Genomic DNA, 25,452 nt, shown 5'->3' on the forward strand with positions numbered 1-25,452 from the left:
ACGTCAAACCTGCGTCGCCAGGCGGTCCAAGGCCCTCGGCAGGGCCGCTGCCAGCAGGTCCAGCTCCGGCTCCGCGGCGACCAACGGCGGTGACACCGCCACGCCGCGGCCCAGGTTCCGCACGATCACGCCCTCGTCCCGGCAGGCGCGCTGCAGCTTCACCGGCGCTCCCGGGTCGGCGTCCATGACCGCCGCCGTCAGCTCCACCGCCGCCAGGAAGCCGAGGCCGGCCCGGACCTCCTTCACGAGCTCGTGCCCGCTGACTCCCGAAACGGTGTCGGCCAGGGGTTTCTCCAGCTCGCGGCCACGGGGGATCAGCCCGTCGCGCTCGTAGATGTCCAACGTCGCCAAACCCGCCGCGCACGCCACCGGGTGGCCCGCGTACGTCGCGCCGTGGCGGAAGATCGGGGCTCCCGGCGCTCCCGTGAAGAACGGTTCCGCCACCTTCGGGGCCACGACCAGCGCCCCGAGCGGGATCGTCCCGCCGGTGATGCCCTTCGCCGTCGTGATCATGTCCGGGCGCACCGGCCAGCGATCGATGCCGAACCACGTGCCGAGCCGGCCCCACGCCGCGATCACGCAGTCCGCCACGAACAGCACCTCGTGCCGGCGGCAGATCGCCGCCACCTCCTCGAGGTACCCCTCCGGCGGCAGCAGCACGCCGCCCGCGCCGATCACCGGTTCGCAGAAGAACGCCGCGACCCGCTCGGCGCCGACGCGCTGGATCTCCGCATCCAGCGCCGCCGCGTCGTCGTACGGGACGTGCGAAAACTCCGGCGGCTGCGGACCGACGCCGGCCGCGTTCGCCGGGATGCCACCGACGGCCGTGCCGAACCCGTGCGTGCCGTGGTAGCCCTGGGCGCGGCCGATCACGTGCACCTTCTCCGGCCGCCCGGTGTGCGCGAAGTACGCCCGCGCGAGCTTCACCGCCGTGTCGATCACGTCGCCGCCGCCCGAGCCGAAGAACACCTTCGACCCCGGTTCCGGCGCCAGCTCGGCGACGCGGTCCGCCAGCTCGACCGCCGGCTGGTTCGCGTTGTAGCCGAACAGGTTGTACGAGTCGAGCGTCTGCAGCTGCTTGGTGACGGCTTCGGTGATCTCCGGGCGTCCGTGGCCGAAGTTCGCGTACCAGAGCGACGCGGTCGCGTCGAAGTACCGGCGGCCCGCGTCGTCCCAGACGTACGAGCCCTCGCCGCGGGTGATGACCATCCGGTCGCCGTCGACCGCACCCATGTCGGCGAACGGGTGCCACAGGGCGTGCTGTCCTGACATCGGTCCTCCATAAGATTGTTGGTGTTCAGGACGGGTTGTTCTGGATGCCCAGGGCGATGGGGTGTGGCTGATCGGTCCTTGCCCTTGCATGGTGGCTTCTGAGGAGTGGCCGCCCTGTCGTTCTGGACGCCCTGGCCGCTGATTGAGATCTGCGCTGTGGTCGCTGTTTATGGAGATGCCGGCGGGTCGTCCACGGGGTTGACGTGCACGAACAGGGAGGACCGGCTGGATGGCCGTGGGCAAGGTGTGGGTCGGGATCGATGTTGGCAAGGGTTTCCATCACGCCTGCGCGGTGGATGCGGCTGGGAAGATCGTGTTCTCGCGGAAGGTCGCCAACGGCCAAGCCGCGATCGAGCAGCTGATCACCCGCACCACCGCGAAAGCCGCGGAGGTGGTGTGGGCCGTGGACATGACCTCCGGCGCAGCGAGCCTGTTGGTCACGTTGCTGCTGGCCACGGGCCAGCCGGTGGTGTCGGTGCCGGGCCGGTTGGTCAACCGGATGGCCGGCGCGTTCGCCGGTGAAGGCAAAACCGACGCTCGTGACGCCCGCACCATCGCCGAAACCGCCCGGATGCGCAGCGATCTGACCCCGATCACCAGCCCCGAGGAGGTCGTGGCCGACCTGCAGGTACTCACCGCGCGCCGGGAAGACCTGATGGCCGACTGGGTGCGCGGGGTCAACCGGATCCGCGAGCTGCTCGCGAGCATTTTTCCCGCGCTGGAGCGGGCGTTCGACTACTCCACCCGCTCCGCGCTGATCCTGCTTACCGGGTTCCAGACCCCGGACGGCATCCGTGCGGCCGAAGCAGCCGGCCTGTCGGCCTACCTGGCCGAGCATGGTGCCTGGACCAAGGGAATCCCGGCCATGGTGGACAAGGCCCTGGCCGCCGCAGCGGAGCAGACCGTGGCGTTGCCGGGCGAATCGGTGACCGCGCCGTTGATCGCCCGGCTGGCCCGGCAGCTGCTCGACTTGGACCGGGAGATCAAAGACCTGGGCAAGCAGCTCGCCGACCGGTTCGCCGAGCACCCAGCCGCCGGGCACATCACCAGCCTCGACGGGTTCGGCCCTATCCTCGGGGCCCAGCTGCTGGCCGGCACCGGCGGCGACCTGCAAACGGCGTTCCGCAGTTCCGGGCATCTGGCCGCCTACGCCGGTCTCGCGCCGGTGCCCCGTGACTCCGGACGGGTGCGTGGCAACCTGCACCGCCCCCAGCGCTACCACCGCGGCCTGCGCCGGGTGTTCTACCTGGCCGCCCTGTCGGCGATCAAACGCCCCGACGGTCCGTCCAGGGCCTTCTACCTGCGCAAACGCAGCGAAGGGAAACGCCACACCCAAGCCCTGATCGCCCTGGCCCGCCGCCTGGTCGACGTCATCTGGGCGCTGCTGCGCGACCGCCGCGAGTTCCACCCCTCACCACCGGTCACGGCCACAGCTGTCGCTTGACACGCTCATTGAGCCTCCTCAGTCCTGCCCCCATCCCTACCAGGGCGGGGCGCCGGGCGCGAACACTCCATCGTGCACAGTCCGGCGCGCCGGACTGGCCGGTCAGTCCAGGAACTCGCCGATCTCCTCCGGCGTGTACCCGAGCTCCGCGAGCACTTCCGCGGTGTGCTGGCCCAGCGTCGGCGGCGCCGACGTCGGCCGCGGCGGGGTGTCCGACGCCTTCACCGGGAAGCCCGTGCCCACGTAAGTCCCCACCGTCGGGTGCGGCAGCCGCACCACCTGCTCGCGCGCCGCCGCCCACGGGTCCGCGTAGACGTCGTCGATCTCGTTGACCGGGGCCGCCGGGATGCCCGCCGCGTCGAACGACTTCATCCACGCCGCCGCCGTGCGGGTCAGGAGAACCGGCTCGAGCAGGGCGTTCAGCTCGTCGCGGTGCGCGGCGCGAAGGGCGTTCGACGCGAACCGCGGGTCGGCGGCGATGTCCAGGCCGAGCACGCCGCAGAACGCGTGCCACAGCTTTTCGCTGCCGACCGCGATGACCAGCCAGCCGCCGTCGACGTGGTAGCCCTGGTAGGGGACGATACTCGGGTGCGCCGAGCCCATCCGGCGCGGCCGCGGTGTGTCGTGGAAAGTCGCGCCCGCGGCGTAGACGTGCCAGGCCAGCTGGCTGTCCAAAAGGGACACGTCGAGGTACTGGCCGCGGCCGGTGGTGTGCCGGGCCTGCAACGCCATCAGCACTCCGATGATCGCCCAGGTCCCGGCGTTCAGGTCCGCCACCGGCAGGCCGACCTTCGCCGGCGCGCCGTCCGGCTCCCCGGTCAGCGACATGACGCCGCCGAGGGCCTGGGCGACCAGGTCGTACCCGGCGCGGTCGCGGTACGGGCCGGTCTGCCCGAACCCGGTGATCGACACGTGGATCAACCGCGGGTTCAGCTCCGCCAGCTCGGCGTACCCGATGCCCCACTTCTCGAGCGTCCCGGGCCGGAAGTTCTCGACGAGCACGTCGGCGTCCGCGACCAGCCGCCGCAGCGCGTCCCGCCCGCGGTCGCTCTTGAGGTCGAGCACGATCCCGCGCTTGTTCCGGTTGGCGGCCAGGTAGTAGACGGCCTCGTCGCCGACGAACGGCGGCCCCCAGCCGCGGGTGTCGTCGCCGTGGCCCGGCGGCTCCACCTTCACCACGTCCGCTCCCATCTCGCCGAGGTACTGCGTGCAGTACGGGCCGGCGAGGATGCGGGAGAGGTCGACGACCTTGATCCCGTCCAGCGGGCGGAATCCGTTCTCGGCCGGGGGCATCGTCGGCTCCTCGTCATCCGGGTTCACGGTGGGGCTCCCCTACGTGCTGAGCTCGAGCAGCCGGGCTTCGGCGTCGCGCAGGTAGCGGTCCAGGGCGGCCTCCGCGGCGTCGAACCGGCCGCGGCGCAGGTCGCGCAGGATCTTTTCGTGGCAGTCGAGGAACGGCTCGTAGAACTCCCGCGTGTTCTCGTTCAGCACGAAGAACAACCGCGTTTCGGCGAGCACCTGCCGCATCGTCGCGGAGAGGCGCTCGCTGCCGGCCAGGTCCGCGAGGGCCTGGTGGAAGTGGATGCTCGCGGTGCCGACCGCCGGCCAGTCCTCGGCCTCCGCCGCCGCGCGGCCGTCGCGCAGCGCGTTCTCTATCACTGATAGATCGACGCTCTGCAACTCCGCAGCGCGCCGCAGTGCACCGCACTCGGTGGTGCGGCGCACGACGTAGAGGTCCTCGATGTCCTCCGTGGTCAGTTCGCGCACGAACACGCCGCGGTTCAGCTCGTGCACGGCCAGCCGTTCGTGGGCGAGCAGCTGGAACGACTCGCGCAGCGTGTTGCGGGAGACGCCGAGCGCCGCGCTGATCACCGGCTCGGACAGCCGTTCGCCGGGGGCGAAGACGCCGTCGGTGATGTGCTGGCGCAGGATCGCCGCGACCCGCTCGGCCGTGCCACTGCGCTCGAGCAGGTGCCGCGCGCTTTCCAGCCCCGACGCATCGACGGTCACGGCGCTACCTGACGCCGAGCTCGAAATCGAGGCTGTAGCGGTTGCCCGGCATCGCGCCCGCGGCCTTCGCGCCGTCGATCGGCAGCACGACGCCGTTGACGAACCGCGACTCGTCGCTCGCCAGGAACACCACCGCCTTCGCGACCTCCCACGCTTCGCCGACGCGCGCTGCGGGCGTGCTCGCGACCAGCTGGTGCTGCTTGGTCTCGAACTCCTCGGGCGAGTTGAGGGTGCTGCGCAGCATGTCGGTGTCGATCGCGCCCGGGTTGACCGTGTTGGCCCGGATGCCCTGGTGCGCGTGCGCGACGGCGATCGACTTGGTCAGCCCGACCAGCGCGTGCTTGGTGGCGTTGTACACCGGGTCGCCGGGACGGCCCATCACGCCGCCGTTCGACGACGTCGTGACGATGCTGCCGGCTCGCTGCTCGATCATGTGCGGCAGCACGGCGCGGGTGCCGAGGAAGGCGGCGCGGACGTTGAGCGCGAAGATGTGGTCGAACTCGGCCAGCGTCGTGTCGGCGAGCGGCTTCCCGAGGTGGATGCCGACGTTGTTGAACAGCACGTCGATGCGGCCCGCTTCGGCGATGACCCCGTCGACGAAGGCCGCCACGGCGGCTTCGTCCGTGGCGTCCACCAGGGCATGCCGGTAGCCCTCGACCGCTTCGGCGGGTTCGCGGATGTCGGAAGCGAAGACCGTCGCCCCTTCGGCGAGGAACTCCTTCACCGTGGCGAGGCCGATCCCCCGCGCGCCGCCGAAGACGACCGCCACCTTGCCGGCCAACCGACCCATGTCACTTCCCCGCTCTCAGTCGTGCTGTCTGCTCTTCGTCCACTGTGTAGTCCTCGGGCAGCCGGACGAGCGCGTCCGGCGACCCGAGGTACGACACCTCGACGCCGTACACCTCGCGCGCCGCTTCCCGTGAGACATAGCCCTCGACGACGTCGGCGAGCACCGCCGCCACGGGCCGTTCGGACGGCGGCCCGTAACCACCACCGCCGGGCAGGGTCACGTCCACAACGGACTCCGCCGCCAGCGTCACCCGGCTCTTCACGGGCAGATCCGCCCCGTCCTGCAGCCCGAACCGGCCCACCGCACCGGGCTGCCCACCGTCCACTCCGGACGCCGCGGCGCGCACGCGGTCGACGTTCCCGTTGACACTCCAGGGAACCTCGCCGCGGACGGCCATCGTCGTCAGCTGACCGAGGCCGCCGCGCCACCGTCCGGGGCCACCGGAGTCGACGCGCAGTTCCCGGGCGTGCTGGACCAGCGGCGCCGTCGTTTCGATCACCTCGGTCGGCGTCGACCGCAGGCCGCTCGGGAAACCGGTCGTGCTGAGGCCGTCCTTGTCCGAACGCGCGCCCGTGCCACCGGTCTGGAATACGTTCAGCATGAACCCGTGGCCCCGCCAGATCGTCATCCACAGCGCGTCGGCGCTCGGCGCGATCGCTGTCGCGGGCAGCGCGCCGATCAGCAGCGACGGCAGGAAGTGCCCGATCAGGTGCCTCGACGCGACCGGCGCCGGCGGCAAGCAGTTCAGCACCGAGCCCTCGGGCGCGGTGACGTGCACGGGCCGGAACGACCCGGCGTTGTGCGGCACCTCCGGCGAAATCGCCGCCTTGACCGCGAAGGACGCGTAGGCCCGCGTGTAGTTCAGCACGACGTTGATCCCGCGACGGCTCTGCGGCGACGAGCCCGCGAAGTCGAGGTGGATCCCGTCACCGTCCACAGTGGCCGCGACGCGCAGCACGACCTCTTCGTCGTCGAACCCGTCGGTGGCGATTTCGTTGGTGTACGTGCCGTCCGGGAGCGCCTTCAGCGCGTCCCGCAGCGCCTTCTCCGAGCGGTCCATGATCTCGGCGGCGACTTCGTCCAGCGTGTCGAGGCCGAGTTCGTCGAGCAGCCGCAGCAGGCTGGCCGCGCCGACCTCGTTGCCGGTGACCTGCGCATACAGGTCGCCGGTGGTCTCTTCCGGCGTCCGGACGTTCGCCCGGATGAGCCGTTCCAGATCGGCGTTCACCTCGCCGGCGCGCAGGAACTTGAGGATCGGCAGCCGCAAGCCTTCTTCGAAGACTTCGTGGGCTTCGGCGGAGACGAGCCGGCCGCCGATGTCGGGCGCGTGGCAGCACGACGCGAACCACGCGACCAGCCGGCCGCGCCGGAACACCGGCGTCGCCACCGTGATGTCGTTGATCTGCCCGGCGGTCTGCCACGGGTCGTTGGTGAGCAGCACGTCCCCGGGTTCGAGGGTCTCCGGCGGGTAGGCCGCGACGAAGTGGTGCATGCCGGTGGCCATCGCGTTGATGTGCCCGGGCGTGCCGCCGACGGACTGCCCGATCATCTCGCCCCGGGAGTCGAACACCGCGCACGCCAAGTCGAGCGACTCCCGCACGACGGCCGAGAAGGCCGTGTTGACCAGCGCGTTCTGCTGCTCGGCGAGGATGGCGTGCAGCCGGTTGCCGAACAGCCCGGCGAGGATGGGGTCGACGCTCACACCGTCACCTCCAGTGCTCCGTCGGCCCGGACGACGCAGTGCGCCCCGGGCGGGACGACCACGGTCGACTCGCGTTCCTCGACGATGGCCGGCCCGTCGACCCGCGCGCCCGGCGCCAGCCGGTACCGGTCGAACACGGCCGTGTCGACAAATCCCCCAGTCGACGGGAAGTAAGCCTTGCGCGTGCCCTTCTGCGCGTCGCCGCCGGCCGGTTGCGCAGTCAGCTGCAGAGTGACGTCCGGCGCGGGTCCGCTCGACACGACCCGCCAGTTCAGCACCTCGACACCGACGTCCGGCCCGCTGCGCCGGTACAGCACGCGATAGGTGCGAGTGAATTCCTCTATCAGTGATAGGGGCCAGCTACCGCCGCGCACCGGAACGCGCACCTCGTAGCCCTGCCCGGTGTAGCGCATCTCGGCGATCCGCCGGTGCGTCACGTCGTCGACACCGGACTTCGCCAGCAACGCCGCGCCTTCGGCCTCCATCTCGGCGAACAACGCGTCGACCTGCTCCCACGCCAGGTCGTGCACGGCCGCGCGAGCCGAGCGGACGAAGTCGAACGCGAGCGGCGCGGTGAGGAACCCCGCGGCACTGAGCACCCCGGCAGCCGGCGGCGCGACGACGGACGGCGCGCCGAGCGCCCGCGCGACGCCGGCGCCGTGCACCGGACCCGCACCGCCGAAGGTGTACATCGGCAGCTTCGCCGGATCGTGCCCACGCTCGACGGCGTGCACCCGGGCGGCGTTGGCCATGTCCTCGTTGACGCTGGTGTGGATGCCCCAGGCAGCTTCCTCGACGCTCACACCGAGCGGGACGGCGATCTTCTCCTCTAGCACTGTTCGGGAAGCCGCGGCGTCCAGGCGCATGCCGCCGCCAAGGAAGTAACCGGGGTCGAGGTAGCCGAGCACGAGGTCGGCGTCGGTGACCGTGGGCTCGGTGCCGCTGCGGCCGTAGCAGGCCGGGCCGGGCTCGGACCCCGCCGAGTCGGGCCCGACGGTCAGCAGCCCCAAGGCGTCGATGCGGGCGATCGAGCCGCCCCCGACGCCGATCTCGATCATGTCGATGACCGGCACCTGCACCGGCAGGCCCGAGCCGGGCAGCAACCGGTACTTGCGGTCCACTTCGAACTGGTGCGTGACCAGCGGCGCGCCGTCCGCGATCAGGCACAGCTTCGCCGTCGTGCCGCCCATGTCGAAGGCCAGCAGGTCCGGCGGCCCCAGCACCGCGGCCGCCAGCGCACCGCCCGCCGGACCGGACTCGAGGATGCGGATGGGGTACCGGGCCGCGGTCTCGACGGTGGCCACACCACCGTTGGACAGCATGATGTGCGGCGCGCGCGTGATCCCGAGCCCGCCCAATCGGTGTTCGAGATCGCGCAGGTAGCGCTCGGTGAGGTCCTGGACGTAAACGTTCGCTGACGTGGTCGACGCGCGCTCGTACTCGCGGATCTCCGGAACGACGTCGGAGGACAGCGCGACGCGCAGCCCCGGCGCGACCTCGGTGAGGATCTCCGCGACGCGCCGCTCGTGCGCGGGGTTCGTGAACGAATGCAGGAAGCAGACGGCGACCGCTTCGATCCCGCGGTCCGCCAGTTCGCGGCCGAGCTTCCGCACGTGCTCCTCGTCCAGTCCCGTGTGCACGGAACCGTCGGCGAGGATCCGCTCCGGGACGTCGAACCGCAGGTGCCGCGGCACCAGCGGCGCCGGCAGTTCCAGGTGCAGGTCGTACAGCTCGTACCGGTGCTCGCGGCGCATCTCCAGGACGTCGCGGAAGCCGGCGGTGGCGAGCAGCGCCGTCCGCGAGCCCTTGCGCTCGATCAGCGCGTTGGTCACCAGGGTCGTTCCGTGGACCACCTGCGTCACCTCCGAAGCCGCGATCCCGGCGTCTGCCAGCAGCGCGGCCAGGCCCTCTATCACTGCTAGGGCCGGCGCGTCGTGCGTGGTCAGGACCTTGCCGACGGCGACGATCCCGGTCGCGTCCACCGCGCACAGGTCGGTGAACGTGCCGCCGATGTCGACGCCGATCCTCATGTCCGGTACCACCGCGGCGAGGTGTTCAGCGGCGGCTTCAGCTTGGCCTTCACGACCAGCACGTTCGGCTCGTCCGACTCGACGAACTCCCCGAGCAGCCGCCGGAACGCCCGCCCGAACCCGGAGACGCGGTCGGCGTGCACCCCGAAGGACCGGGCCAGGCCGACGAAGTCCGGGCTGTCCCAGTCGACCCCGCGGTGCGGCAGGCCCTCGCGGTCCTGGTCGTAGCGCAGCATGCCGTAGCCGCCGTCGTCGACCAGGACGACCGTGACCGGCAACTGCTCCTGCGCGAGTGTCGCCAGATCACCGCAGCCGTAGAGGAACCCGCCGTCGCCGGTGATGCAGATGGCGCGCCCGGTGCCGGCCGCGGCCGCGCCGAGCGACGCCGGGAAGCCGTAGCCGAGGGTCCCCCAGCCCATCGGGTAGGCGAGCTTGCGCGGCGCCCGCACCCGGTGGAAGCCGCCGACCCAGTACCCGGCAACGCACATGTCGGACACCAGCACCGCGTCCGTCGGCAGCACCTCGTCCAGAGTGGACAGGAAGTCGTAGGCCTGCGGCTCCTCGTCGCGGATCCGCTGGCGCACCCGGCGGCCGATGCCGGCCAGCCGCAGCGTGATGTCGTCCAGGCCGGGACGCTGCTTCGGCAGCAATCTATCGACGATAGAGCGCGCGTCCCCGACGAGCGTGAGGTCCGGCTGGTAGTTCTTCGCGGCGTCGTCGGCGTCGACGTTGACCGCGATGAGCTTCGGCGGTTTCGGCATCCGCCAGTTCTGCGTCATCAGGCCGTCGAAGTCGGTGCCGATGGCGAGCACGACGTCGGCTTCGTCCCACAGCTCGCCGACCTCCGGCGTGTGCACCGGGTTCGGCGCCAGGCACGGGTGGTCGAGCGGGAGCAGCCCGCGGGCGGCGAACGTGGTGATCACCGGCGCGGCGAGCTTCTCCGCGAGGGCGCCGATCGCGTCGCCCGCGCCCGAGCGCAACGCGCCGCCGCCGGCCCAGATGAGCGGGTGCCGGGCGTCGGACAGCATCGCCTCGGCCCGCGCGAGGTCGGGGACGTCGACGTCGGGCTTGCGGTGCGGCGCGGGCGGGCGGCGCCGCGGCACGCTCTCGCGCAGGTAGTCGGTCGGCACGCCGAGGTAGACCGGACCGCTCTGCGGCAGCTGCGCGAGCCGGGCGGCGCGGTGGACGGTCGTGCCGATCTGGTCGGGGGCCCGCACGGTGAAGCCGCCCTTGGTCACCGGCGCGAACATGGCCTGCTGGTCGGAAGTCTCGTGCAGCACGCCGCGGACGACGCCGGGACGCCGCAGGGTCGACGGGATGTCGGTGGCGATGACCAGCACCGGAGCCGCGGACGCCATCGCCTCGCCGACCGCGCCGAGGGTGTTCGCCGCCCCCGGGCCGGTGGTGACCAGCGCGACGCCGAGCTTGCCGGTGGCACGGGCGTAGCCGTCGGCGGCGTACCCGGCCGTCTGTTCGTGGCGGACCCCGACGAGCTTGATGCCGGTCTCGCCGAGCGCCTCCCACAACGGCAGGTTGTGCACGCCCGGGAGACCGAAGACGATCTCCGTTCCGAGCGCTTCCAGCGCGTCCACCAGCTCCCGAGCACCACTCACAGCCACGGCTCGGATACTGCCAGATCGTTGAACGATCTGGCAATCGACCCTAGACGATGTGGTGCTCGACCGGTGCGGTATCGCCGGCCTCGAACCGCCGGACGTCCAGTTCCGCGATGTCCACCGCCGGTTCGCGCTCCAGGTAGAGGTCCCGGATCAGCTCGCCGGTCGCCGGGGCCATCTGGAAGCCGTGGCCGGAGAAGCCGGTCGCGTAGAAGAACCGCGACAGCAGGACGCTTCGCCCGATGATCTGGTTGCGGTCCGGCGTCATTTCGTACAACCCGGCCCAGGCGGTGCGGACGCCGGCGTCGAGCACGGCGGGGATCCGGCGGCCGGCCAGCTCGGCCAGGCGCGGCAGCCACTCGCCCGGCTCGTACCCGGTGCCGAAGCCCGGGAAGCCGTCGTTCTCGCTGAACGACATCGCGAGGCCCGGTCCCTCGCGGTGGAAGTAGAAAGCCGACGGCAGCTCGATGGTGAGCGGAACCGATTCCGGCAGCCCGGGCACCGGCCCGGTGAACACGACCTGCCGCCGGTACGGGCGCACCGGGAGCTCGAGCCCGGCGAGCTCGCCGATCCGCCCCGACCACGCGCCCGCCGCGCACACCACCGCGCCGGTCCGCACGAACCCCGCCGTCGTGACGACGCCGGTCAGCGTGTCGCCGTCGCGCTCGATGCCGGTGACCTCGACGCCGGTGCGCAGCGTCGCACCACACGCTCGCGCCGCACGCGCGTAACCCTGGACGACAGCGTCCGGCGTCGCCTTCGCATCGTCCGGGGACCACAGCGCCGCGACGATGCCGTCCGTCTCTATCAGTGGTAGGGCGTCCTTCGCCTCCGCGGGATCGAGCAGGCGGCTGCGGACGCCGTACTCGCGCTGCAGCTCCGCGCAATGTCCGATTGCGGGCACATCCGCCGTGTCCGTGAGCAGGTACAGGTAGCCGTCGCGCCGGAAGTCGATCTCGACGCCGAAGTCGCGCGAGAAAGCGCTGTACGCGGCGAGCCCGCGCAGTCCCAGCTCGACGTTGACGCGGGTGGTGAACGACGACCGGATGCCGCCCGCGGCCTTCGCCGTCGAGCCGCCGCCCAGCTCGCCGCGTTCGAGCAGCAGCACGTCGACGCCGGCCTCGGCGAGCCGGAACGCGCAGCTGACACCGATGACCCCACCGCCGATCACGACGCACTCGGCCATCGGTGGCAACGACGTTTCCCCGGTGCCTCGGACGGTCATACTCGCCAGAGTAGAACGTGATCCACCCGCGGCCGCCGAGCGCGTAGAGTCGGCGTGCCGAGCGCGGAAGGTGATGTCCCATGGCGATGATGCCCGTGACTGATTCGATGTTCCTCCTCGTCGAAACACGCGAGCATCCGATGCACGTGGGCGGCCTGCAGCTGTTCCGGAAACCCGACGGCGCCGGCCCGGAGTACCTGCGCGACATCCGTACTTCACTGCTGGAATCGGACAACATGCGCTCGGTGTTCCGGCGCCGCCCGGCCCGGCCGGTGACCACGATGGGCCACGTCGCCTGGGCGAACGACGCCGAACTCGAGCTCGACTACCACTTCCGGCACTCGGCTCTGCCGCGGCCTGGCCGCGTCCGCGAACTGCTGGAGCTGACGTCACGCTGGCACAGCACCCTGCTCGACCGGCACCGGCCGCTCTGGGAGACCCATCTCATCGAGGGCCTCGACGACGGCCGGTTCGCCGTTTACACCAAGGTCCACCACGCCCTGATGGACGGCGTCTCGGCGTTGCGCCAGCTGCAGGGCACGCTCTCCGACGACCCTGCGGACATGGACTGCCCGCCGTGGTGGGGCTCCCGGCGCAAGCCCGGCGAAGAACGCGCGAAGCGTCCCCGGTCGTTCCTGCAGACCGCGAGCAAGACGGCCAACCAGCTCGCGAGCCTGGCGCCCGCCGCGATGAAGGTGGCGCGGGAGGCGTTCGGGGAACACACGTTGACCCTGCCGGGACAGGCGCCGAAGACGATGTTCAACGTGCCGATCGGCGGCGCGCGCCGGTTCGCGGCGCAGAAGTGGTCGCTGGACCGGGTCCGCCAGGTGGCGACCGCGGCCGGGGTGTCGCGCAACGACGTCGTGCTCGCGATGTGCTCGGGTGCGCTGCGGGACTACCTCATCGAGCAACGCGCGCTTCCGGACGCACCGCTCATCGCGATGGTGCCGGTGTCGCTGCGCCGCCAGAACGACCCCGGCGAAGCGGCGGGCAACAACATCGGCGCGTTGCTGTGCAACCTGGCCACCGACCTGCCCGACGCCGGCAAGCGGCTCGTCACGATCCACCAGTCGATGCGCAACGGCAAACGGCTGTTCTCGGAGCTGACGCCGGTGCAGACGCTGCTGTTATCGGCGGTTAACGTTGCCCAGCTCGGCGTTTCGCCCATCCCGGGGATCGTCAAGAACACGCGGCCGCCGTTCAACCTGGTCATCTCGAACGTGCCCGGGCCGCGCAAGCAGATGTACTGGAACGGCGCCCAGCTCGACGGCATCTACCCGGCGTCGGTGCTGCTCGACGGCCAGGCCGTGAACATCACGCTGACGAGCAACGGCGACCACCTCGACTTCGGCGTCACCGGCTGCCGCCGCAGCGTTCCGCACCTGCAACGAATCCTGACACACCTCGACACAGCCTTGGTGGAACTCGAAGCTGCGGTAAAGTAGCCCGCTCACTGACACGCTGCTCCCCCATCGGAAGGAATCTTTCCGAATCGGGCGGTGAAATGCTGGTCAGGCGGCTCCGCGCGCTCCTAGGGTGACGACGATCGCCCGGAGAGAGGAGCAGCACATGACCGAGGAGTGGACGACCCCCGAGTTCGTCGAATACGAAACTCCCATGGAGGTCACCGCGTACGCGGCTCGTATGGCGGACTGAAGGATGCCGGTCGAGCCACTTTCGGAAAGCGCATTCATCGCCGAGCTGCGCGGTCTTTCCGGCCGGTACTGGGGAACGCACCCGTTCCACCACCGGCTGCACGCGGGCGAACTCGACGAACGCGGGCTGCGGATCTGGGCGGCCAACCGCTGGTACTACCAGTGCGTGCTGCCGCAGAAGGACGCGGCGATCATCGGCAACTGCCCGCTGCCGGAGATCCGCCGTCAGTGGCTCGACCGGATCGTCTACCACGACGGGGCGAGCGCCGGCACCGGCGGAATCGAGCGCTGGCTGCGGCTCTGCACCGCGGTCGGGCTGGACCGGGACGAAGTCCTCGACGAACGGCACGTCGTGCCCGGCGTCCGGTTCGCGGTGGACGCTTACGTGAGCTTCGCGCGGACCAAGCCGTGGTGGGAAGCCGTCGCATCGGGACTGACGGAGATGTTCGCCGGGCATTTGATGCAGCGGCGCGTCGCGGACATGCTCGCGCACTATTCCTGGATCGCGCGCGAAGACCTGGCGTACTTCACGAACCGGATCGACAAGGTCGCCGGCGAAGGCAAGGACACCCTGGACATCGTGGTGCGCCACTGCGTCACGCGCGAACAGCAGGACCGCGCGATCGCCGCGTTGTCGTTCAAGTGCGACGTGCTGTGGTCGATGCTCGACGCGATCGAGCGGGCGGCCGCGTGATCACCGCCGAGTCCGTGCCGCAGCTGCGCCGCGGTGTCCGATTGTCCTTCGACCACGTCCGGGAGACGCACGTGCTGCTGTTCCCGGAAGGCGTCCTGGTGCCGAACGCGACCGCGGCCGCGGTGCTCGAGTTGTGCGACGGCGCCCGGTCGGTCACCGACATCACGACGGCCCTTTCGCAGCGCTACTCCGGCGTGCTCGCGGACGACGTGCTTTCCGTGCTGTCCCGGCTGGGCGAACGGCGGGTCGTCGCATGGACGTGACGCCGCCGCTCGGGCTGCTGGCCGAGCTGACCCACCGCTGCCCGCTGCACTGTCCTTATTGCTCCAACCCGGTCGAGCTGACCGCCCGGGCCGCCGAACTGTCCACTGCAGACTGGCGGTCGGTGCTGTCCCAGGCCCGCGAACTGGGTGTCCTCCAGGTGCACATGTCCGGCGGCGAACCCCTGCTCCGGCCGGACCTGCCCGAGCTGGTCGAGCACGCGAGCGCGCTCGGCTGCTACGTCAACCTGGTCACGTCCGGGCTGGGCCTGACCGAGGCCCGGCTGGACGACCTCGTCGAGCGCGGGCTGGCCCACGTCCAGCTGTCGGCGCAGGGCGCGACCCGGGAGCGGGCCGACCTGCTGGCGGGCGCGAAGGCGCACGACCGGAAACTCGCCGCGGCCGCATTGGTGCGGGCGTCGGGGCTGCCGCTGTCGCTGAACGTGGTGCTGCACCGGCGCAACCACGACCAGCTGGACGGGATCATCGAGCTGGCCGAGCGGATGGGCGCGGACCGGCTGGAGCTGGCGAACACCCAGTACTACGGCTGGGCGCTGCAGAACCGGGACGCGCTGATGCCGACCCGCGCGCAGCTCGACGCGGCCGAGCCGGTGGTGCGCGAGGCTGTCGCGCGGTTGCGCGGCACGATGGAGATCGTCTACGTCGTCGCCGACTACTACGAGCCGTATCCGAAGCCGTGCATGTACGGCTGGGGTGCGCGGCAGCTGACCGTGGCGCCGGACGGCACCGTGCTGCCGTGCCCGGCGGCGTCGGCGATTTCGACGCTCTCGCTGTCGAACGTCCGCGATACGCCGCTCGCCGAGATCTGGTACCGCTCCTCGTCGTTCACCGCCTACCGCGGTGAGGAGTGGATGACCGAGCCGTGCCGCACGTGCGACCGCCGCGGGCTCGACTTCGGCGGCTGCCGCTGCCAGGCGTTCCTGCTGACCGGCGACGCCGCGGCCACCGACCCGGTGTGCTCGCGGTCGCCGCGGCGCGAGGTCGTCGACCTGGTGCTCGCCCGGCCACCGGCCGCCGACCTGGTCATGCGCCGGTGAAGGTGATCCTGCTCGGCACCGCGGCGGGCGGCGGGTGCCCGCAGTGGAACTGCGCGTGCCGCCTCTGCACGTCCGGGCTGGTGCCGCGCTCGCAGGACTGCGTCGCGATCAGCGCGGACGGTGCCGGCTGGTACCTGCTCAACTGCTCGCCGGACATCCGCGCCCAGATCCTCGCGACGCCGGCGTTGCGCGCCGGACCGGGACCGCGCGAGATCCCGCTGCGCGGAGTGCTGCTCACCGACGCCGAGCTCGACCACGCCCTGGGCCTGCTGATGCTGCGCGAAGCGGGCGGGCTCCCGGTGTGGGCACCGGAGCCGGTGCTGTCCGCGCTGTCTCCTTTCCGCGCCATCGCCGACAGCTACGGCGGCTGGACCTGGTTATCCACCGTTAACCTGCCCGGACTGCGCGTCGACGTGCTCCCGGTGAGCACCAAGCGACCGAAGTACGTCCCCGCCGGCCCGGACGGCCCGTGGGTGGTCGCCTACCGCATCGAAGACCCGGCGACCGGCGGTGTGCTGGTGTACGCACCGTGCCTGCGGAGCTGGCCTCCGGGATTCGACGCGCTGGTCTCGGACGCGGACCTCGTGCTGCTGGACGGAACGTTCTACGCGCCGGACGAGATGGCCGGCGTCGGCGGACCGGACCAGCTCGCCATGGGCCACCTGCCGATCACCGCGAGCCTGCTCCGGATCGCCGCACATCCCGGACCGCGCTGGGCATTAACGCACGTTAACAACACGAACCCCGTCCTCGACCCGGCATCGCCGGAGCACGCCGCAGTACTGGCCGCAGGAGCGTTGCTTCCGCCGGACGGCACCACGTACGAGCTCTAGGCAATACCCGATGCCGTCGGGCTGCCACGCCCGAAGGCGATCTTCGACTTCCCAGCAAACCCCCAAATAACTCTTTGACGGTCGTGGCAGACTCGGCTTCATGCCCCACGACCACCTCCGGGTCCTGGCCCACCCACTGCGCATGCGCATCCTGTCCCTGCTGACGGGCACGGCGATGAGCGCAGCGGAGGCGGCGCGCGAACTCGGTGAAACGCAGGCGAACACGAGCTACCACATCCGCCGCCTGCACGACGCGGGCCTGCTGGAGGTGACCGAGGAGGTCCAGATCCGCGGCGGCCGCGCCAAGCGCTACCGCCACCACCCGGACTCCGGCAAGCGTCTGACGAGCCGGAACCCGGGTGAGGGGAAGCTGCTGACGAAGGCCATCGCAACGGAGCTCCTCCGCCGGGCGGCAGCGCGAGCCGCGGACCGGCCGGCCTCCCTGACGGACGCGGAGCTGTGGGTGGATCCGCAGCTCTGGGCGCGAATGCTGCGGCAGGCGACGGCGCTCAGCGAGGAGCTGCACGCGGCGGCGCAGCCCCCGAGAACGCCGGGAACAGTGCGGGTCAGCGCCAGCGTGGCCCTGTTCGAGCTGACGGCCGAGCATCCCCGATGAGCGCACTGCAGCCGGCTCCGGGATCGCGCACGAGCCGTTTCGGTTCGCAAGGCTCCCCCGACAGGACATCGACGTTGCCGCGTCCTCCCCGATCGCCTCAGCCAGCCGACCGCGCCGCCGCCACACCTCATCGAGCCTGCATCCCGAGCTCACCGGAGCTGCTCCCATGACCACGTCACTCTCCGCACCCCTGCGGGAAACCCGGTTCCGCGCCCTGGTCACCGGCCGGACCCTGGCCGACTTCGGCAACGCCGTCGCACCCTTCGCGCTCGCCTTCGCCGTCGTCGACCTCACCGGGTCGGCCGTGGACCTCGGGCTCGTCGTCGGCGCCCGGTCGCTCGCCAACGTGCTGCTCGTGCTGTTCGGCGGAATGCTGGCCGACCGGCTGCCGCGGTCCGTCATCCTGCAGGGCACCGAAACCGCCGCCGCCCTCACGCAGGCCGCCATCGCCGCGAGCGTCCTCGCGGGCTTCGCGTCCGTTCCGCTGCTGGCCGGGCTCAGCCTGGTCAACGGAGCCGTCTCGGCCATCTCGCTGCCCGCGGCCGCCTCGCTCACGCCGTTGACCGTGCCCGCCCCGCTGCTCGCACCGGCGAACGCGCTGGTCCGGCTGTTGTCGAACGTCGGCCGCATCGCCGGGGCCGGACTGGCCGGCGTCCTCGTCGCCTTCGCCGGCTCCGGCTGGGCGCTCGCCGGGAACGCCCTGCTGTTCCTCGCCGCCGCGTTTGCGTACCGCCGGATCCGGCTGCCGCGCGGTGAACGGCTGCCGGGGCGCCGCCCGTTCGGCGAGCTCGCCGAAGGCTGGCGGGAGTTCCGCGCGCGGTCCTGGGTGTGGCTGGTGGTGCTGCAGTTCATGGTGGTCAACGCGGTGAACGCCGGCGCGCTGCTGGTGCTCGGCCCGCTGGTCGCCGACGACACGTTCGGCCGCACCGGCTGGGGGCTCGCGCTGGCCGTGCAGACCGCCGGGGCGTTGCTCGGCGGGATCATCGCCGCGCGCCGGCAACCGCGGCGGATGCTGGCGATCGGCGTCGCCTTCATCATGGTCGACGCCCTGCCGATGCTGGCCCTCGGCGAGACGCCGTACCTGCTGCCGCTGCTGCTCGCGATGTTCCTCTCCGGCGTCGCGATCGAGCAGTTCGCCGTCGCCTGGGACGTGTCGCTGCAGGAGAACATCCCGCCGGAGAAGCTCGCCCGCGTCTACTCCTACGACATGCTCGGCTCGTTCGTCGCGATGCCGCTCGGCCAGGTCGCCGCGGGCCCGCTGGCCGAGCACGCCGGCCGATCGGCGACGCTCCTCGGCGGCGCGGCCCTGATCTTCGGCGCAACGGCGATCGTGCTGATCAACCCGCAGGTGCGCGGTCTGGTCCGGCAGGGCGCACGCGCATGAGGTTCAGCACGCTCGCGCTGAACACGACGTCGTCACCGCCGTCGACGAACTCGACGCGCGTGCGCACCAGCCCCCGGTCGGGTTTCGAGCGGGAGCGGCGAGCCTCGGTCACGGTGGCCCGCAGCCGCAGCACGGCACCCGGCCGCACCGGGCGCGGCCAGCGCAGCTCGTCGACGCCCGGGCTGCCGAGGCTGGACACCGTGGACAGGTAGTGCTCCGCGTAGAGCCGCATCATCAGGCTCGCGGTGTGCCAGCCGCTGGCGATCAGGCCGCCGAACGGGCCGTCCGCCGCCGCGGCCGCATCGACGTGGAAGTCCTGCGGGTCGTAGCGCCGGGCGAACTCCAGGAGTTCGGCTTCGGACACCTCGATGCTCCCGCAGTCGTAGATGACGCCCGGGACGTAGTCCTCGAAGTAGCGATCGGTCACGGCCGCAGGGTGCCACAGGAACAGTTCGATCCGGAGCGAACGGTTCCGCGGCTAGGCTCACACCATGCCCGGCGAGCCCGACATCGCCTCGGTCGCCCAGGCCATCGGCGAGCCGGCGCGGGCGGCGATGCTGCTGCAGCTGATGGACGGCGCCGCGCACACCGCCCGGGCCCTGGCGACGGTCGCCGGGATCGCGCCCTCCACCGCGAGCTCCCACCTACGTCGTCTGCGCGAAGCGGGTCTCGTCGAGGTGACCGACGCGGGCCGACGGCGTTTGCACCGGCTCGCCGGCCCGGAGGTGGCACAGCTCGTGGAGGCATTGGCGGCGCTCGCCCCACCCCGGCTGCCGGACCGGTTGCAGCCCGACCCGCCCTCGGGGCCGGTGCTGCGCGCCCGCGCGTGTTACGGCCACCTCGCCGGGCAGCTGGGCATCGACGTGGCCGTTGTCCTGCGCAAGGACGGCGTCGTCGACGACCTGGCCCCGGGCGAGACGGGCGCGGTCCGCACCTTCGACCACCCGCTGCTGGCGGCGCTGGACATCGGCGAGCTGCGGAGTTCCGGACCGGCGGTGCGCGCGTGCCTGGACTGGTCGCACGGAACCGTCCACCTCGCGGGAGCGCTGGGGACAACACTCCTGACGGCGCTCCTCGACGCCGGCTGGGTACGTCGCCGGCCGCGCGGGCGGGCGCTGCGGATCACCGGGACGGGACAGTACCGTCTCGACGAGCTCGGCGTCGGCTGACCGCGTCACCGCCCGGCGTGCGGCTCCGGCGTCAGGTCGAGATGACCGTCGAGACGCCACCAGCTCTCCAGCGTCTCGCGCAGCGCCTTCAGCAGCTCGCCGCCGGTTTCCAGCGGGACCAGCGCCGCCTTCCCGTCGTCGACCCGCAGTGCGGCGGCCAGCCGGTCGCCCTGCTCGATCAGGCCGACGATCACCCGCGTCGGCTCACCGGTGACGTCGACCGTCGGGATGGCTCGTTCGTACTGCCAGCCTGGAGCGTTCACCGGCCGACAGTGGCACAGCCCGCCGCACTCCGGTCCGGGTTTCACTCTCAAGTGTGGTCAGGCGGGCGCCCAGGGCCGCACTTCCTCCAGCAGCTTCGCCACGGCCAGCACGAGGTCGTCCGAGTGCCGCGGCCCGACGATCTGCAGGCCCACCGGCAGCCCGGCCGACGTGCGCCCGGCCGGCACGCTGATCGCCGGCTGCTGGGTCATGTTGAAGGGATAGGTGAACGGCGTCCACTCCGGCCACTCGCTCAGCCCGCTGCCCGGCGGCACGTCGTGCCCGGCCTCGAACGCGGCGATCGGGACGGTCGGCGTGATCAGCACGTCGTAGCGCGTGTGGAACTCGCCCATCCGGATGCCCAGCGCGGCGCGCTCGGCGGTGGCGTCGAGGTAGTCGCTCGCGCTCCACTTCTTGCCGAGCTCCCACACCTTGCGCAGGCCGGGATCCGTGCGCTCCTCGGAGCCGGACGGGAACGTGTCGAGCAGCTTCGCCGCACCCGAGGACCACAGGATGTCGAACGCCGGCTTCGGATCGGCGAACCCGGGGTCGGTCTCCTCGACGTGCAGTCCGGCGTCGCCCAGCGCGCGCACCGCCGCCGCGACGATCTCGGCCACCTCCGGGTCGACGTCGACGTAGCCGAGCGTCGGCGAGAACGCGGCGATCAGGCCGCGCACGTCCCGCCGGACGGCCTCGCGGAACGACCCCACCGGCGGCGCCAGCGCGGCGGGATCGCGGTGGTCGGGCAGCGACAGCACGTCCAGCAGCAGCGCGGTGTCGTCCACCGACCGCGCCATCGGGCCGGCGTGCGAGAGCGGCCCGAACGGGCTCGCCGGGAAGAGGGGAATCCGGCCGTGGGTCGGCTTCAGCCCGACGATCCCGCAGAACGACGCCGGGATCCGCACCGAGCCGCCGCCGTCGGTGCCGACCGACAGCTCGCCCATCCCGGCCGCGACGGCCGCGGCGCTCCCGCCGCTCGACCCGCCGGCCGTCTTCGACGGATCGGCCGGGTTGCGCGTGATGCCCTGCAGCGGGCTGTCGGTGACGCCCTTCCACGCGATCTCAGGCGTGGTCGTCTTGCCCAGCAGCACAAGTCCGGCTTCGCGCATCCGCGCGGCAACCGGGCTGTCAACGTCCCATGCCTGGTCCGGATCGATGCTCTTCGAGCCCCGGACCGTCGGCCACCCCTGGGTGAGGAACATGTCCTTGATCGACGCGGGCACGCCGTCGAGCCAGCCGATCGGGTTGCCGTCACGCCAACGCGCCTCGGACGCCTTCGCCTGCTCCAGCGCGCGGTCGGCGTCGACGAGGCAGTATGCGTTGCACTCGCCGTCGCGGGCTTCGATGGCCTGCAGTGCGTTCTGCGTCGCCTCTATCGGTGACAGCTCACCGGTCGCGTAGGCGGCGACGAGCTCGCTGGCGGTCAGCATCCTGTCGTTCATCCGGCTCCCTGGTTCCCCGACGGCACGTAGCCGAGCGTCTTGTCGACGACATTGCGCAGCGGCTCCCCAGCGCGCCAGCGGCGGAAGTTCTCGGTGAACACCTCGACCAGCGTGTTCCGCCAGCCGACGAAGTCCCCGGACATGTGCGGCGAGATCAGCACGTCCGGCATGGCCCACAGCGGGCTTTCCGGCGGCAGTGGTTCGGTGTCGAACACGTCGAGCGCGGCACCGGCGATGGTCCGGTTCTCGAGGGCCGCGACCAGATCGGACGTCACCACCAGCTCCCCGCGGCCGACGTTGACGAACCGCGCGGACGGCTTCATCGCGGCGAACGCACGCGCGTCGAACATGCCCTTGGTGTGCTCGGTCAGCGGCGCGACCGCGACGACGTAGTCGGCGTGCGGCAGGACCTCGGTGAGCCGGGCGGACTCGTGCACGACGCCGAAGTCGGGATCGCCGGTACGCGCCCGGCGCCCGGCACCGGTCACCCGCATCCCGGCCGCGCGCAGTAGCCGCGCAATGGCCCGGCCGATCGGCCCGGTGCCGACGACCACCACCTCGCGGCCGGCGATCCGCTCGCTCTCGCGGTGCAGCCAGCGGCCCTCGCGCTGCAGGTCGTGCGAGCGCGCGAAGTCCTTCGCGAAGGCGAGGACGACGCCCAGCACGTACTCCGCGATGGCGTCGTCGAAAACTCCCCGCGAGTTCGTGAGGACCACGTCGCTCTCGCGCAGCCCGGGGAACAGCACGGGGTCGACACCCGCGCTCGCGATGTGCAGCCACTGCAGCCTGCCGGCGGCGTGCCACGCGCCCGGCACCGCGGTGGAGAGGAAATCGTAGACGAAGAGAGCGTCCGCGCCGGACAACGCTTCGGCAAGACCCGCCGCGTCCGTGTAACGCACGACCGCCCCGGATTCGACAGCACGCATGTCCGGTGGGCGGGACTCGCCACAGAGCACTGCCAGGACGGGAGCTTCCCGGCGTTCCGAGGCGATCACGTTGACACGGTAAAAGTCACTCGTATGATTGTCAACAATCCGAGGAACGCCCCCCGGAGCACCGGACTGTCAAGCACAGACGTATTCCGGAGGCTGAGCCTTGGATTTCGACTTCCTGGCGTTCGACGGACCGCTGGCGCAACGCGGCATCGGGGTCATCGCCCCCTTCGACCTCGCGCTGGAGCGCGAGCTCTGGCGCTGGGTCCCGATGGAGGTGTCCCTCCACCTCGCCCGCACGCCGTACGAACCGGTGCCGGTCAGCATGGAGATGGCCCGCCTCGTCAGCGACAGCCACCACCTGGCCGGCGCCACGCGCGACGTGCTGCACGTCGAGCCCGAGGTCGTCGCCTACCTCTGCACGTCGGGCAGCTTCGTCAACGGCGTCGACTACGAGCGCTCCCTGACGAAAGCGATCTGCGACGCCGGCGCGCCGGACGCCGTCACCACCTCCGGCGCGCTGGCCGAAGTGCTGCACCAGCTCGACCTCCACCGCGTCTCGGTGCTCACGCCGTACGACGCCGACCTCACCCAGGCCCTGCACGCCTTCCTCGCCGAACTGGACGTCGAGACGGTGGCCAGCGACCACCTCGGGCTGGGCGGCGGCATCTGGAAGGTCAGCTACCGGACCATCGCCGAGCGCATCCTCGCCGCCGACCACGGCGACGCCGAAGCGATCTTCGTCAGCTGCACCAACCTCCCGACTTACGACCTGATCGAGCCCCTGGAAGCCGCCCTCGGCAAGCCGGTGCTCACCGCCAACCAGCTGACCATGTTGGCGTGCCTGCGCCGGATGAACCTGCCGATCGTCGGACCCGGAAGGTGGCTTCGTGACGTGTCGTGAAGGTTTTCCTTGACCTCCCCTCTAGGATTGTCGACAATTTGCGTCCCCTCCGGAGGTTCCGTGACCACCATCGGCTTCATCTACCCCGACCACGCGGCCGAAGACGACTACCCGCTGGCCGAGCAGCTGCTCGGCGGCGCGGCCGCCGACGAAGGCGACATTCGGCTGGCGGTCGAGCACATCTTCGGCACCGACAAGCACGCGGTCGCCGAGCTGCTCGACCTCGGCAGCGAAGCCCGCCTCGCCGACGGCGCCGCCCTCCTCGCCAAGCACGAGCCCGCCGCGGTCATCTGGGCGTGCACCAGCGGCAGCTTCGTCTACGGCTGGGAGGGCGCCCGCGACCAGGCCGACCGCCTCGCCGCCGTCGCCGGGGTCCCGGCCTCCAGCACCTCCTTCGCGTTCGTGCACGCCGCGCGCGCCCTGGACGTCAAGCGCGTCGCGGTGGCCGCCAGCTACCCGGACGACATCGCGCAGCTGTTCGTGGAGTTCCTCAAAGCCGGCGGCATCGAGGTCGTCTCGATGAACAGCGCCGACATCATCACCGCCGCCGAAGTCGGCGCGATGAGCCCGGAAGCCGTCGTCGAGCTCGCCGTCAGCCACGACCACCCGGACGCCGAGGCGGTGCTCGTGCCGGACACCGCCATGCGCACCCTCGGCGAGATCAACACCGTCGAGGCCGCGCTCCGGAAGCCCGTGCTGACCGCCAACCAGGTCACGGTCTGGGAGGGGCTGCGCCTGACCGGGCAGCACCGCCTCGTCCGCTCGTTGGGTGCGCTCTTCCGGCACCTGCCCGACGGAGCTGCCTGACATGGCCCTGCCACCGGGCATGCTGCCCGAGATCGAACCGGTCAGCCGCGAGTCGACGGCCGCGGTCATCGCGCGTCAGCTGCGCGACGCGATCATGACCGGCGCCCTCCCGCCCGGGACCCAGCTCGGCGAGACCGAGCTGGCCGCGCGGTTCCAGGTGTCACGGGGGCCACTCCGGGAAGCAATGCAGCACCTGGTCTCGGAAGGGCTCCTCCGCAGCGAACGGCACCGAGGGCTCTTCGTGATCGACCTCGAGCCCGGGGACGTCTACGACATCTACGCCGCCCGGTCGGCGATCGAGCGCGCCGCCATGCTGCGCGCCCTGCGGGGCGGCGACCGCGACCGGATCGCCGACCTCCTGGAGCAGACAGTCCACGAGATGGCGACCGCCGCGAGCGAAGACGACCCCAGCGCGCTCTCCACCGCCGACCTCCGGTTCCACGAGGCCCTCATCAACGCCTCCGGCAGCAAGCGGCTCGTCCGGATGGCCCGGACGCTCCTCATCGAGACGCGGATGTGCCTTACGGCGCTGCAGAGCACCTACCAGCGGGTCGAGGAGCGAGTGGAAGAGCACACGAAGCTCATCCAGGCGCTGCGGGACGGTGACGAAGAGACGGCGCTCGCGCTTCTCGAGGCGCACATGGAGGACGCCGTTCAGCGGCTCGCGCCGGGGACCAGCCTCACGGACGGACACGCGCCGCCGGTGCCGGGCAACGTTTGACCGGAACGCCGCCAACCGTGCTCGCACAACCGGCATGCGCACCCGGACAGCCGGTTCGCTTATTCGCACCGGCGTAATGCGCGCGTGGACGGCCCGCGAAGGCTCCGGAAAGCAGTTGATCGGCCGGGTGCATCTGCAGTCAGGCTTCATGGCGGACCCCCAGGACCGGCTGGCCGCCGCGGCCGTCACGGTAGTCCGGCGACCACGGGAAGCGGCCCTGCGCATCCGCGTGGACCAGTTGCAGCGCACGGATTTCCGGGCCGTACAACGCGTTCGCGAAAACCAGGTGCACCGACGGCTCGGCGAGCGGGACGACCTCGACCAGCGGGCCGCCCGGAAGCGGGATGCGTTCGCCCGGTGATGGCGGCGACGCGCACAACGCGTGCGCCGCCATCCCGTTCAGCAGGCCCGCGGCCGGGAGCACGGGCAGTCCCGTCACGACCAGTTCGGGCAGCCCGTACCCGCTCAGGCCGACCGTGTAGGCCCACGGCGGGTACAGCCCCGTGCCTTCCACGGCCTGCACGAGCCAGCCACGGTCGGCCACGCCTTCGCGAAGCTCTTGTAGGTACCCGGGTCTGTCCGGGTCGTCGCACTGCCGGCACATCGGTGCCTCCTCCCCCTCGGTGG

General features: G+C 71.4%; 26 protein-coding genes. 13 read left to right on the forward strand and 13 right to left on the reverse strand.

The annotated features are described in order from the left end of the window. Positions 1–3: 3 nt before the first annotated feature. A complete protein-coding gene (locus C2L59_RS05570) occupies positions 4–1,272 on the reverse strand; it encodes an aspartate aminotransferase family protein (protein WP_103348431.1) in 1,269 nt (422 codons plus the stop codon). 229 nt (positions 1,273–1,501) lie between these two features. On the opposite strand from C2L59_RS05570, the gene C2L59_RS05575 reads away from it, so the two are divergent. Further along, positions 1,502–2,716, forward strand: coding sequence for an IS110 family transposase (locus tag C2L59_RS05575; RefSeq protein ID WP_103348432.1), 1,215 nt, complete (start codon positions 1,502–1,504; stop codon positions 2,714–2,716). Positions 2,717–2,818: 102 nt separating this feature from the next. Here the strand turns inward: C2L59_RS05575 and C2L59_RS05580 are convergent, their stop codons facing one another. The 7 genes from C2L59_RS05580 to C2L59_RS05610 are packed head-to-tail and all read right to left on the reverse strand — an operon-like array spanning position 2,819 to position 12,089. Continuing rightward, positions 2,819–4,009, reverse strand: a complete 1,191-nt coding sequence (locus tag C2L59_RS05580) for a CoA transferase (protein WP_103348592.1) — start codon at positions 4,007–4,009, stop codon at positions 2,819–2,821. Positions 4,010–4,048: 39 nt separating this feature from the next. After that, the gene (locus C2L59_RS05585) at positions 4,049–4,726 is read right to left on the reverse strand and encodes a GntR family transcriptional regulator (protein ID WP_103348433.1); all 678 of its coding nucleotides are present in this window, start codon (positions 4,724–4,726) and stop codon (positions 4,049–4,051) included. Positions 4,727–4,730: 4 nt separating this feature from the next. After that, on the reverse strand, positions 4,731–5,516 hold the full coding sequence (locus C2L59_RS05590; RefSeq protein ID WP_103348434.1) for an SDR family NAD(P)-dependent oxidoreductase: 786 nt from the start codon (positions 5,514–5,516) through the stop codon (positions 4,731–4,733). Position 5,517: 1 nt separating this feature from the next. Further along, positions 5,518–7,218, reverse strand: a complete 1,701-nt coding sequence (locus C2L59_RS05595; RefSeq protein WP_103348435.1) for a hydantoinase B/oxoprolinase family protein — start codon at positions 7,216–7,218, stop codon at positions 5,518–5,520. After that, complete coding sequence (locus tag C2L59_RS05600; protein ID WP_103348436.1) at positions 7,215–9,248, reverse strand: hydantoinase/oxoprolinase family protein; 2,034 nt, start codon at positions 9,246–9,248, stop codon at positions 7,215–7,217. Before C2L59_RS05600 ends, C2L59_RS05595 begins: the two co-directional genes overlap by 4 nt. Further along, positions 9,245–10,867: a thiamine pyrophosphate-binding protein gene (locus C2L59_RS05605; RefSeq protein WP_255410241.1), complete on the reverse strand. Its 1,623-nt coding sequence runs from the start codon at positions 10,865–10,867 to the stop codon at positions 9,245–9,247. Before C2L59_RS05605 ends, C2L59_RS05600 begins: the two co-directional genes overlap by 4 nt. A gap of 43 nt (positions 10,868–10,910) precedes the next feature. Continuing rightward, positions 10,911–12,089, reverse strand: a complete 1,179-nt coding sequence (locus C2L59_RS05610) for an FAD-binding oxidoreductase (protein WP_233223291.1) — start codon at positions 12,087–12,089, stop codon at positions 10,911–10,913. Positions 12,090–12,169: 80 nt separating this feature from the next. Between C2L59_RS05610 and C2L59_RS05615 the strand changes: the two genes are divergently transcribed. The 8 genes from C2L59_RS05615 to C2L59_RS05650 all read left to right on the forward strand — a co-directional run bounded on the left by C2L59_RS05615 (position 12,170) and on the right by C2L59_RS05650 (position 18,589). Continuing rightward, the gene (locus C2L59_RS05615; protein ID WP_103348439.1) at positions 12,170–13,534 is read left to right on the forward strand and encodes a wax ester/triacylglycerol synthase family O-acyltransferase; all 1,365 of its coding nucleotides are present in this window, start codon (positions 12,170–12,172) and stop codon (positions 13,532–13,534) included. Between the two features lie 91 nt (positions 13,535–13,625). Beyond that, positions 13,626–13,745, forward strand: coding sequence for a pyrroloquinoline quinone precursor peptide PqqA (gene pqqA / locus C2L59_RS05620; RefSeq protein WP_370444716.1), 120 nt, complete (start codon positions 13,626–13,628; stop codon positions 13,743–13,745). A 3-nt stretch (positions 13,746–13,748) separates the two neighbouring features. Continuing rightward, the gene (gene pqqC, locus C2L59_RS05625) at positions 13,749–14,438 is read left to right on the forward strand and encodes a pyrroloquinoline-quinone synthase PqqC (protein WP_103348440.1); all 690 of its coding nucleotides are present in this window, start codon (positions 13,749–13,751) and stop codon (positions 14,436–14,438) included. After that, positions 14,435–14,701, forward strand: a complete 267-nt coding sequence (pqqD, locus tag C2L59_RS05630; RefSeq protein ID WP_103348441.1) for a pyrroloquinoline quinone biosynthesis peptide chaperone PqqD — start codon at positions 14,435–14,437, stop codon at positions 14,699–14,701. Before pqqC ends, pqqD begins: the two co-directional genes overlap by 4 nt. Next, positions 14,692–15,756 carry a pyrroloquinoline quinone biosynthesis protein PqqE gene (pqqE, locus tag C2L59_RS05635; RefSeq protein WP_103348442.1) on the forward strand — a complete coding sequence of 355 codons (1,065 nt, stop codon included), beginning with the start codon at positions 14,692–14,694 and terminating at the stop codon, positions 15,754–15,756. Before pqqD ends, pqqE begins: the two co-directional genes overlap by 10 nt. After that, complete coding sequence (gene pqqB, locus C2L59_RS05640) at positions 15,753–16,589, forward strand: pyrroloquinoline quinone biosynthesis protein PqqB (protein ID WP_103348443.1); 837 nt, start codon at positions 15,753–15,755, stop codon at positions 16,587–16,589. The genes pqqE and pqqB overlap by 4 nt, the downstream gene beginning before the upstream one ends. A 100-nt stretch (positions 16,590–16,689) precedes the next feature. Then, positions 16,690–17,205 (forward strand): transcriptional regulator, encoded by a 516-nt coding sequence (locus C2L59_RS05645; RefSeq protein WP_103348444.1) that lies wholly within the window; start codon positions 16,690–16,692, stop codon positions 17,203–17,205. Between the two features lie 166 nt (positions 17,206–17,371). Continuing rightward, the gene (locus C2L59_RS05650) at positions 17,372–18,589 is read left to right on the forward strand and encodes an MFS transporter (RefSeq protein WP_103348445.1); all 1,218 of its coding nucleotides are present in this window, start codon (positions 17,372–17,374) and stop codon (positions 18,587–18,589) included. Here C2L59_RS05650 and C2L59_RS05655 read toward each other — a convergent pair. Then, positions 18,543–19,016 (reverse strand): MaoC family dehydratase, encoded by a 474-nt coding sequence (locus C2L59_RS05655; RefSeq protein WP_103348446.1) that lies wholly within the window; start codon positions 19,014–19,016, stop codon positions 18,543–18,545. The two genes, C2L59_RS05650 and C2L59_RS05655, sit on opposite strands and share 47 nt — an antisense overlap. Positions 19,017–19,080: 64 nt before the next feature. Here C2L59_RS05655 and C2L59_RS05660 point away from each other — a divergent pair, with 64 nt between their 5' ends. Beyond that, entirely contained in the window at positions 19,081–19,758 is a 678-nt protein-coding gene (locus C2L59_RS05660; RefSeq protein WP_103348447.1) for a helix-turn-helix transcriptional regulator, read from the forward strand. A 5-nt stretch (positions 19,759–19,763) separates the two neighbouring features. Here the strand turns inward: C2L59_RS05660 and C2L59_RS05665 are convergent, their stop codons facing one another. Genes C2L59_RS05665 through C2L59_RS05675 form a run of 3 tightly spaced genes read right to left on the reverse strand, consistent with a single transcriptional unit; the run spans position 19,764 to position 22,456 of the window. Further along, entirely contained in the window at positions 19,764–20,021 is a 258-nt protein-coding gene (locus C2L59_RS05665; RefSeq protein ID WP_103348448.1) for a hypothetical protein, read from the reverse strand. A 57-nt stretch (positions 20,022–20,078) separates the two neighbouring features. Continuing rightward, positions 20,079–21,461 (reverse strand): amidase, encoded by a 1,383-nt coding sequence (locus C2L59_RS05670; protein WP_103348449.1) that lies wholly within the window; start codon positions 21,459–21,461, stop codon positions 20,079–20,081. Beyond that, a complete protein-coding gene (locus tag C2L59_RS05675; protein WP_103348450.1) occupies positions 21,458–22,456 on the reverse strand; it encodes a D-2-hydroxyacid dehydrogenase in 999 nt (332 codons plus the stop codon). Before C2L59_RS05675 ends, C2L59_RS05670 begins: the two co-directional genes overlap by 4 nt. Positions 22,457–22,556: 100 nt before the next feature. On the opposite strand from C2L59_RS05675, the gene C2L59_RS05680 reads away from it, so the two are divergent. From C2L59_RS05680 to C2L59_RS05690, 3 genes are read left to right on the forward strand one after another with little or no spacing between them, the layout of a single operon-like run. Beyond that, positions 22,557–23,297 carry an Asp/Glu/hydantoin racemase gene (locus C2L59_RS05680; RefSeq protein ID WP_103348451.1) on the forward strand — a complete coding sequence of 247 codons (741 nt, stop codon included), beginning with the start codon at positions 22,557–22,559 and terminating at the stop codon, positions 23,295–23,297. A 60-nt stretch (positions 23,298–23,357) separates the two neighbouring features. Further along, positions 23,358–24,104, forward strand: coding sequence for a maleate cis-trans isomerase (locus tag C2L59_RS05685; protein ID WP_103348452.1), 747 nt, complete (start codon positions 23,358–23,360; stop codon positions 24,102–24,104). A gap of 1 nt (position 24,105) precedes the next feature. Then, positions 24,106–24,825, forward strand: coding sequence for a GntR family transcriptional regulator (locus C2L59_RS05690; RefSeq protein ID WP_103348453.1), 720 nt, complete (start codon positions 24,106–24,108; stop codon positions 24,823–24,825). 139 nt (positions 24,826–24,964) lie between these two features. Here the strand turns inward: C2L59_RS05690 and C2L59_RS05695 are convergent, their stop codons facing one another. Continuing rightward, positions 24,965–25,429, reverse strand: a complete 465-nt coding sequence (locus C2L59_RS05695; protein ID WP_103348454.1) for a DUF4262 domain-containing protein — start codon at positions 25,427–25,429, stop codon at positions 24,965–24,967. Between the last annotated feature and the right edge of the window lie 23 nt (positions 25,430–25,452).

Source organism: Amycolatopsis sp. CA-128772 (genome assembly GCF_002904295.1).
In the GTDB taxonomy this organism is placed as follows: domain Bacteria; phylum Actinomycetota; class Actinomycetes; order Mycobacteriales; family Pseudonocardiaceae; genus Amycolatopsis.

Coding starts and splice junctions, on each gene's coding strand:
- C2L59_RS05570 (WP_103348431.1), bottom strand. CDS start 1,272: ATGTCAGGACAGCACGCCCTGTGGCACCCGTTCGCCGACATGGGTGCG.
- C2L59_RS05575 (WP_103348432.1), top strand. CDS start 1,502: ATGGCCGTGGGCAAGGTGTGGGTCGGGATCGATGTTGGCAAGGGTTTC.
- C2L59_RS05580 (WP_103348592.1), bottom strand. CDS start 4,009: ATGCCCCCGGCCGAGAACGGATTCCGCCCGCTGGACGGGATCAAGGTC.
- C2L59_RS05590 (WP_103348434.1), bottom strand. CDS start 5,516: ATGGGTCGGTTGGCCGGCAAGGTGGCGGTCGTCTTCGGCGGCGCGCGG.
- C2L59_RS05600 (WP_103348436.1), bottom strand. CDS start 9,248: ATGAGGATCGGCGTCGACATCGGCGGCACGTTCACCGACCTGTGCGCG.
- C2L59_RS05610 (WP_233223291.1), bottom strand. CDS start 12,089: ATGACCGTCCGAGGCACCGGGGAAACGTCGTTGCCACCGATGGCCGAG.
- C2L59_RS05615 (WP_103348439.1), top strand. CDS start 12,170: ATGGCGATGATGCCCGTGACTGATTCGATGTTCCTCCTCGTCGAAACA.
- pqqC (WP_103348440.1), top strand. CDS start 13,749: ATGCCGGTCGAGCCACTTTCGGAAAGCGCATTCATCGCCGAGCTGCGC.
- pqqE (WP_103348442.1), top strand. CDS start 14,692: ATGGACGTGACGCCGCCGCTCGGGCTGCTGGCCGAGCTGACCCACCGC.
- C2L59_RS05645 (WP_103348444.1), top strand. CDS start 16,690: ATGCCCCACGACCACCTCCGGGTCCTGGCCCACCCACTGCGCATGCGC.
- C2L59_RS05650 (WP_103348445.1), top strand. CDS start 17,372: ATGACCACGTCACTCTCCGCACCCCTGCGGGAAACCCGGTTCCGCGCC.
- C2L59_RS05660 (WP_103348447.1), top strand. CDS start 19,081: ATGCCCGGCGAGCCCGACATCGCCTCGGTCGCCCAGGCCATCGGCGAG.
- C2L59_RS05670 (WP_103348449.1), bottom strand. CDS start 21,461: ATGAACGACAGGATGCTGACCGCCAGCGAGCTCGTCGCCGCCTACGCG.
- C2L59_RS05690 (WP_103348453.1), top strand. CDS start 24,106: ATGGCCCTGCCACCGGGCATGCTGCCCGAGATCGAACCGGTCAGCCGC.
- C2L59_RS05695 (WP_103348454.1), bottom strand. CDS start 25,429: ATGTGCCGGCAGTGCGACGACCCGGACAGACCCGGGTACCTACAAGAG.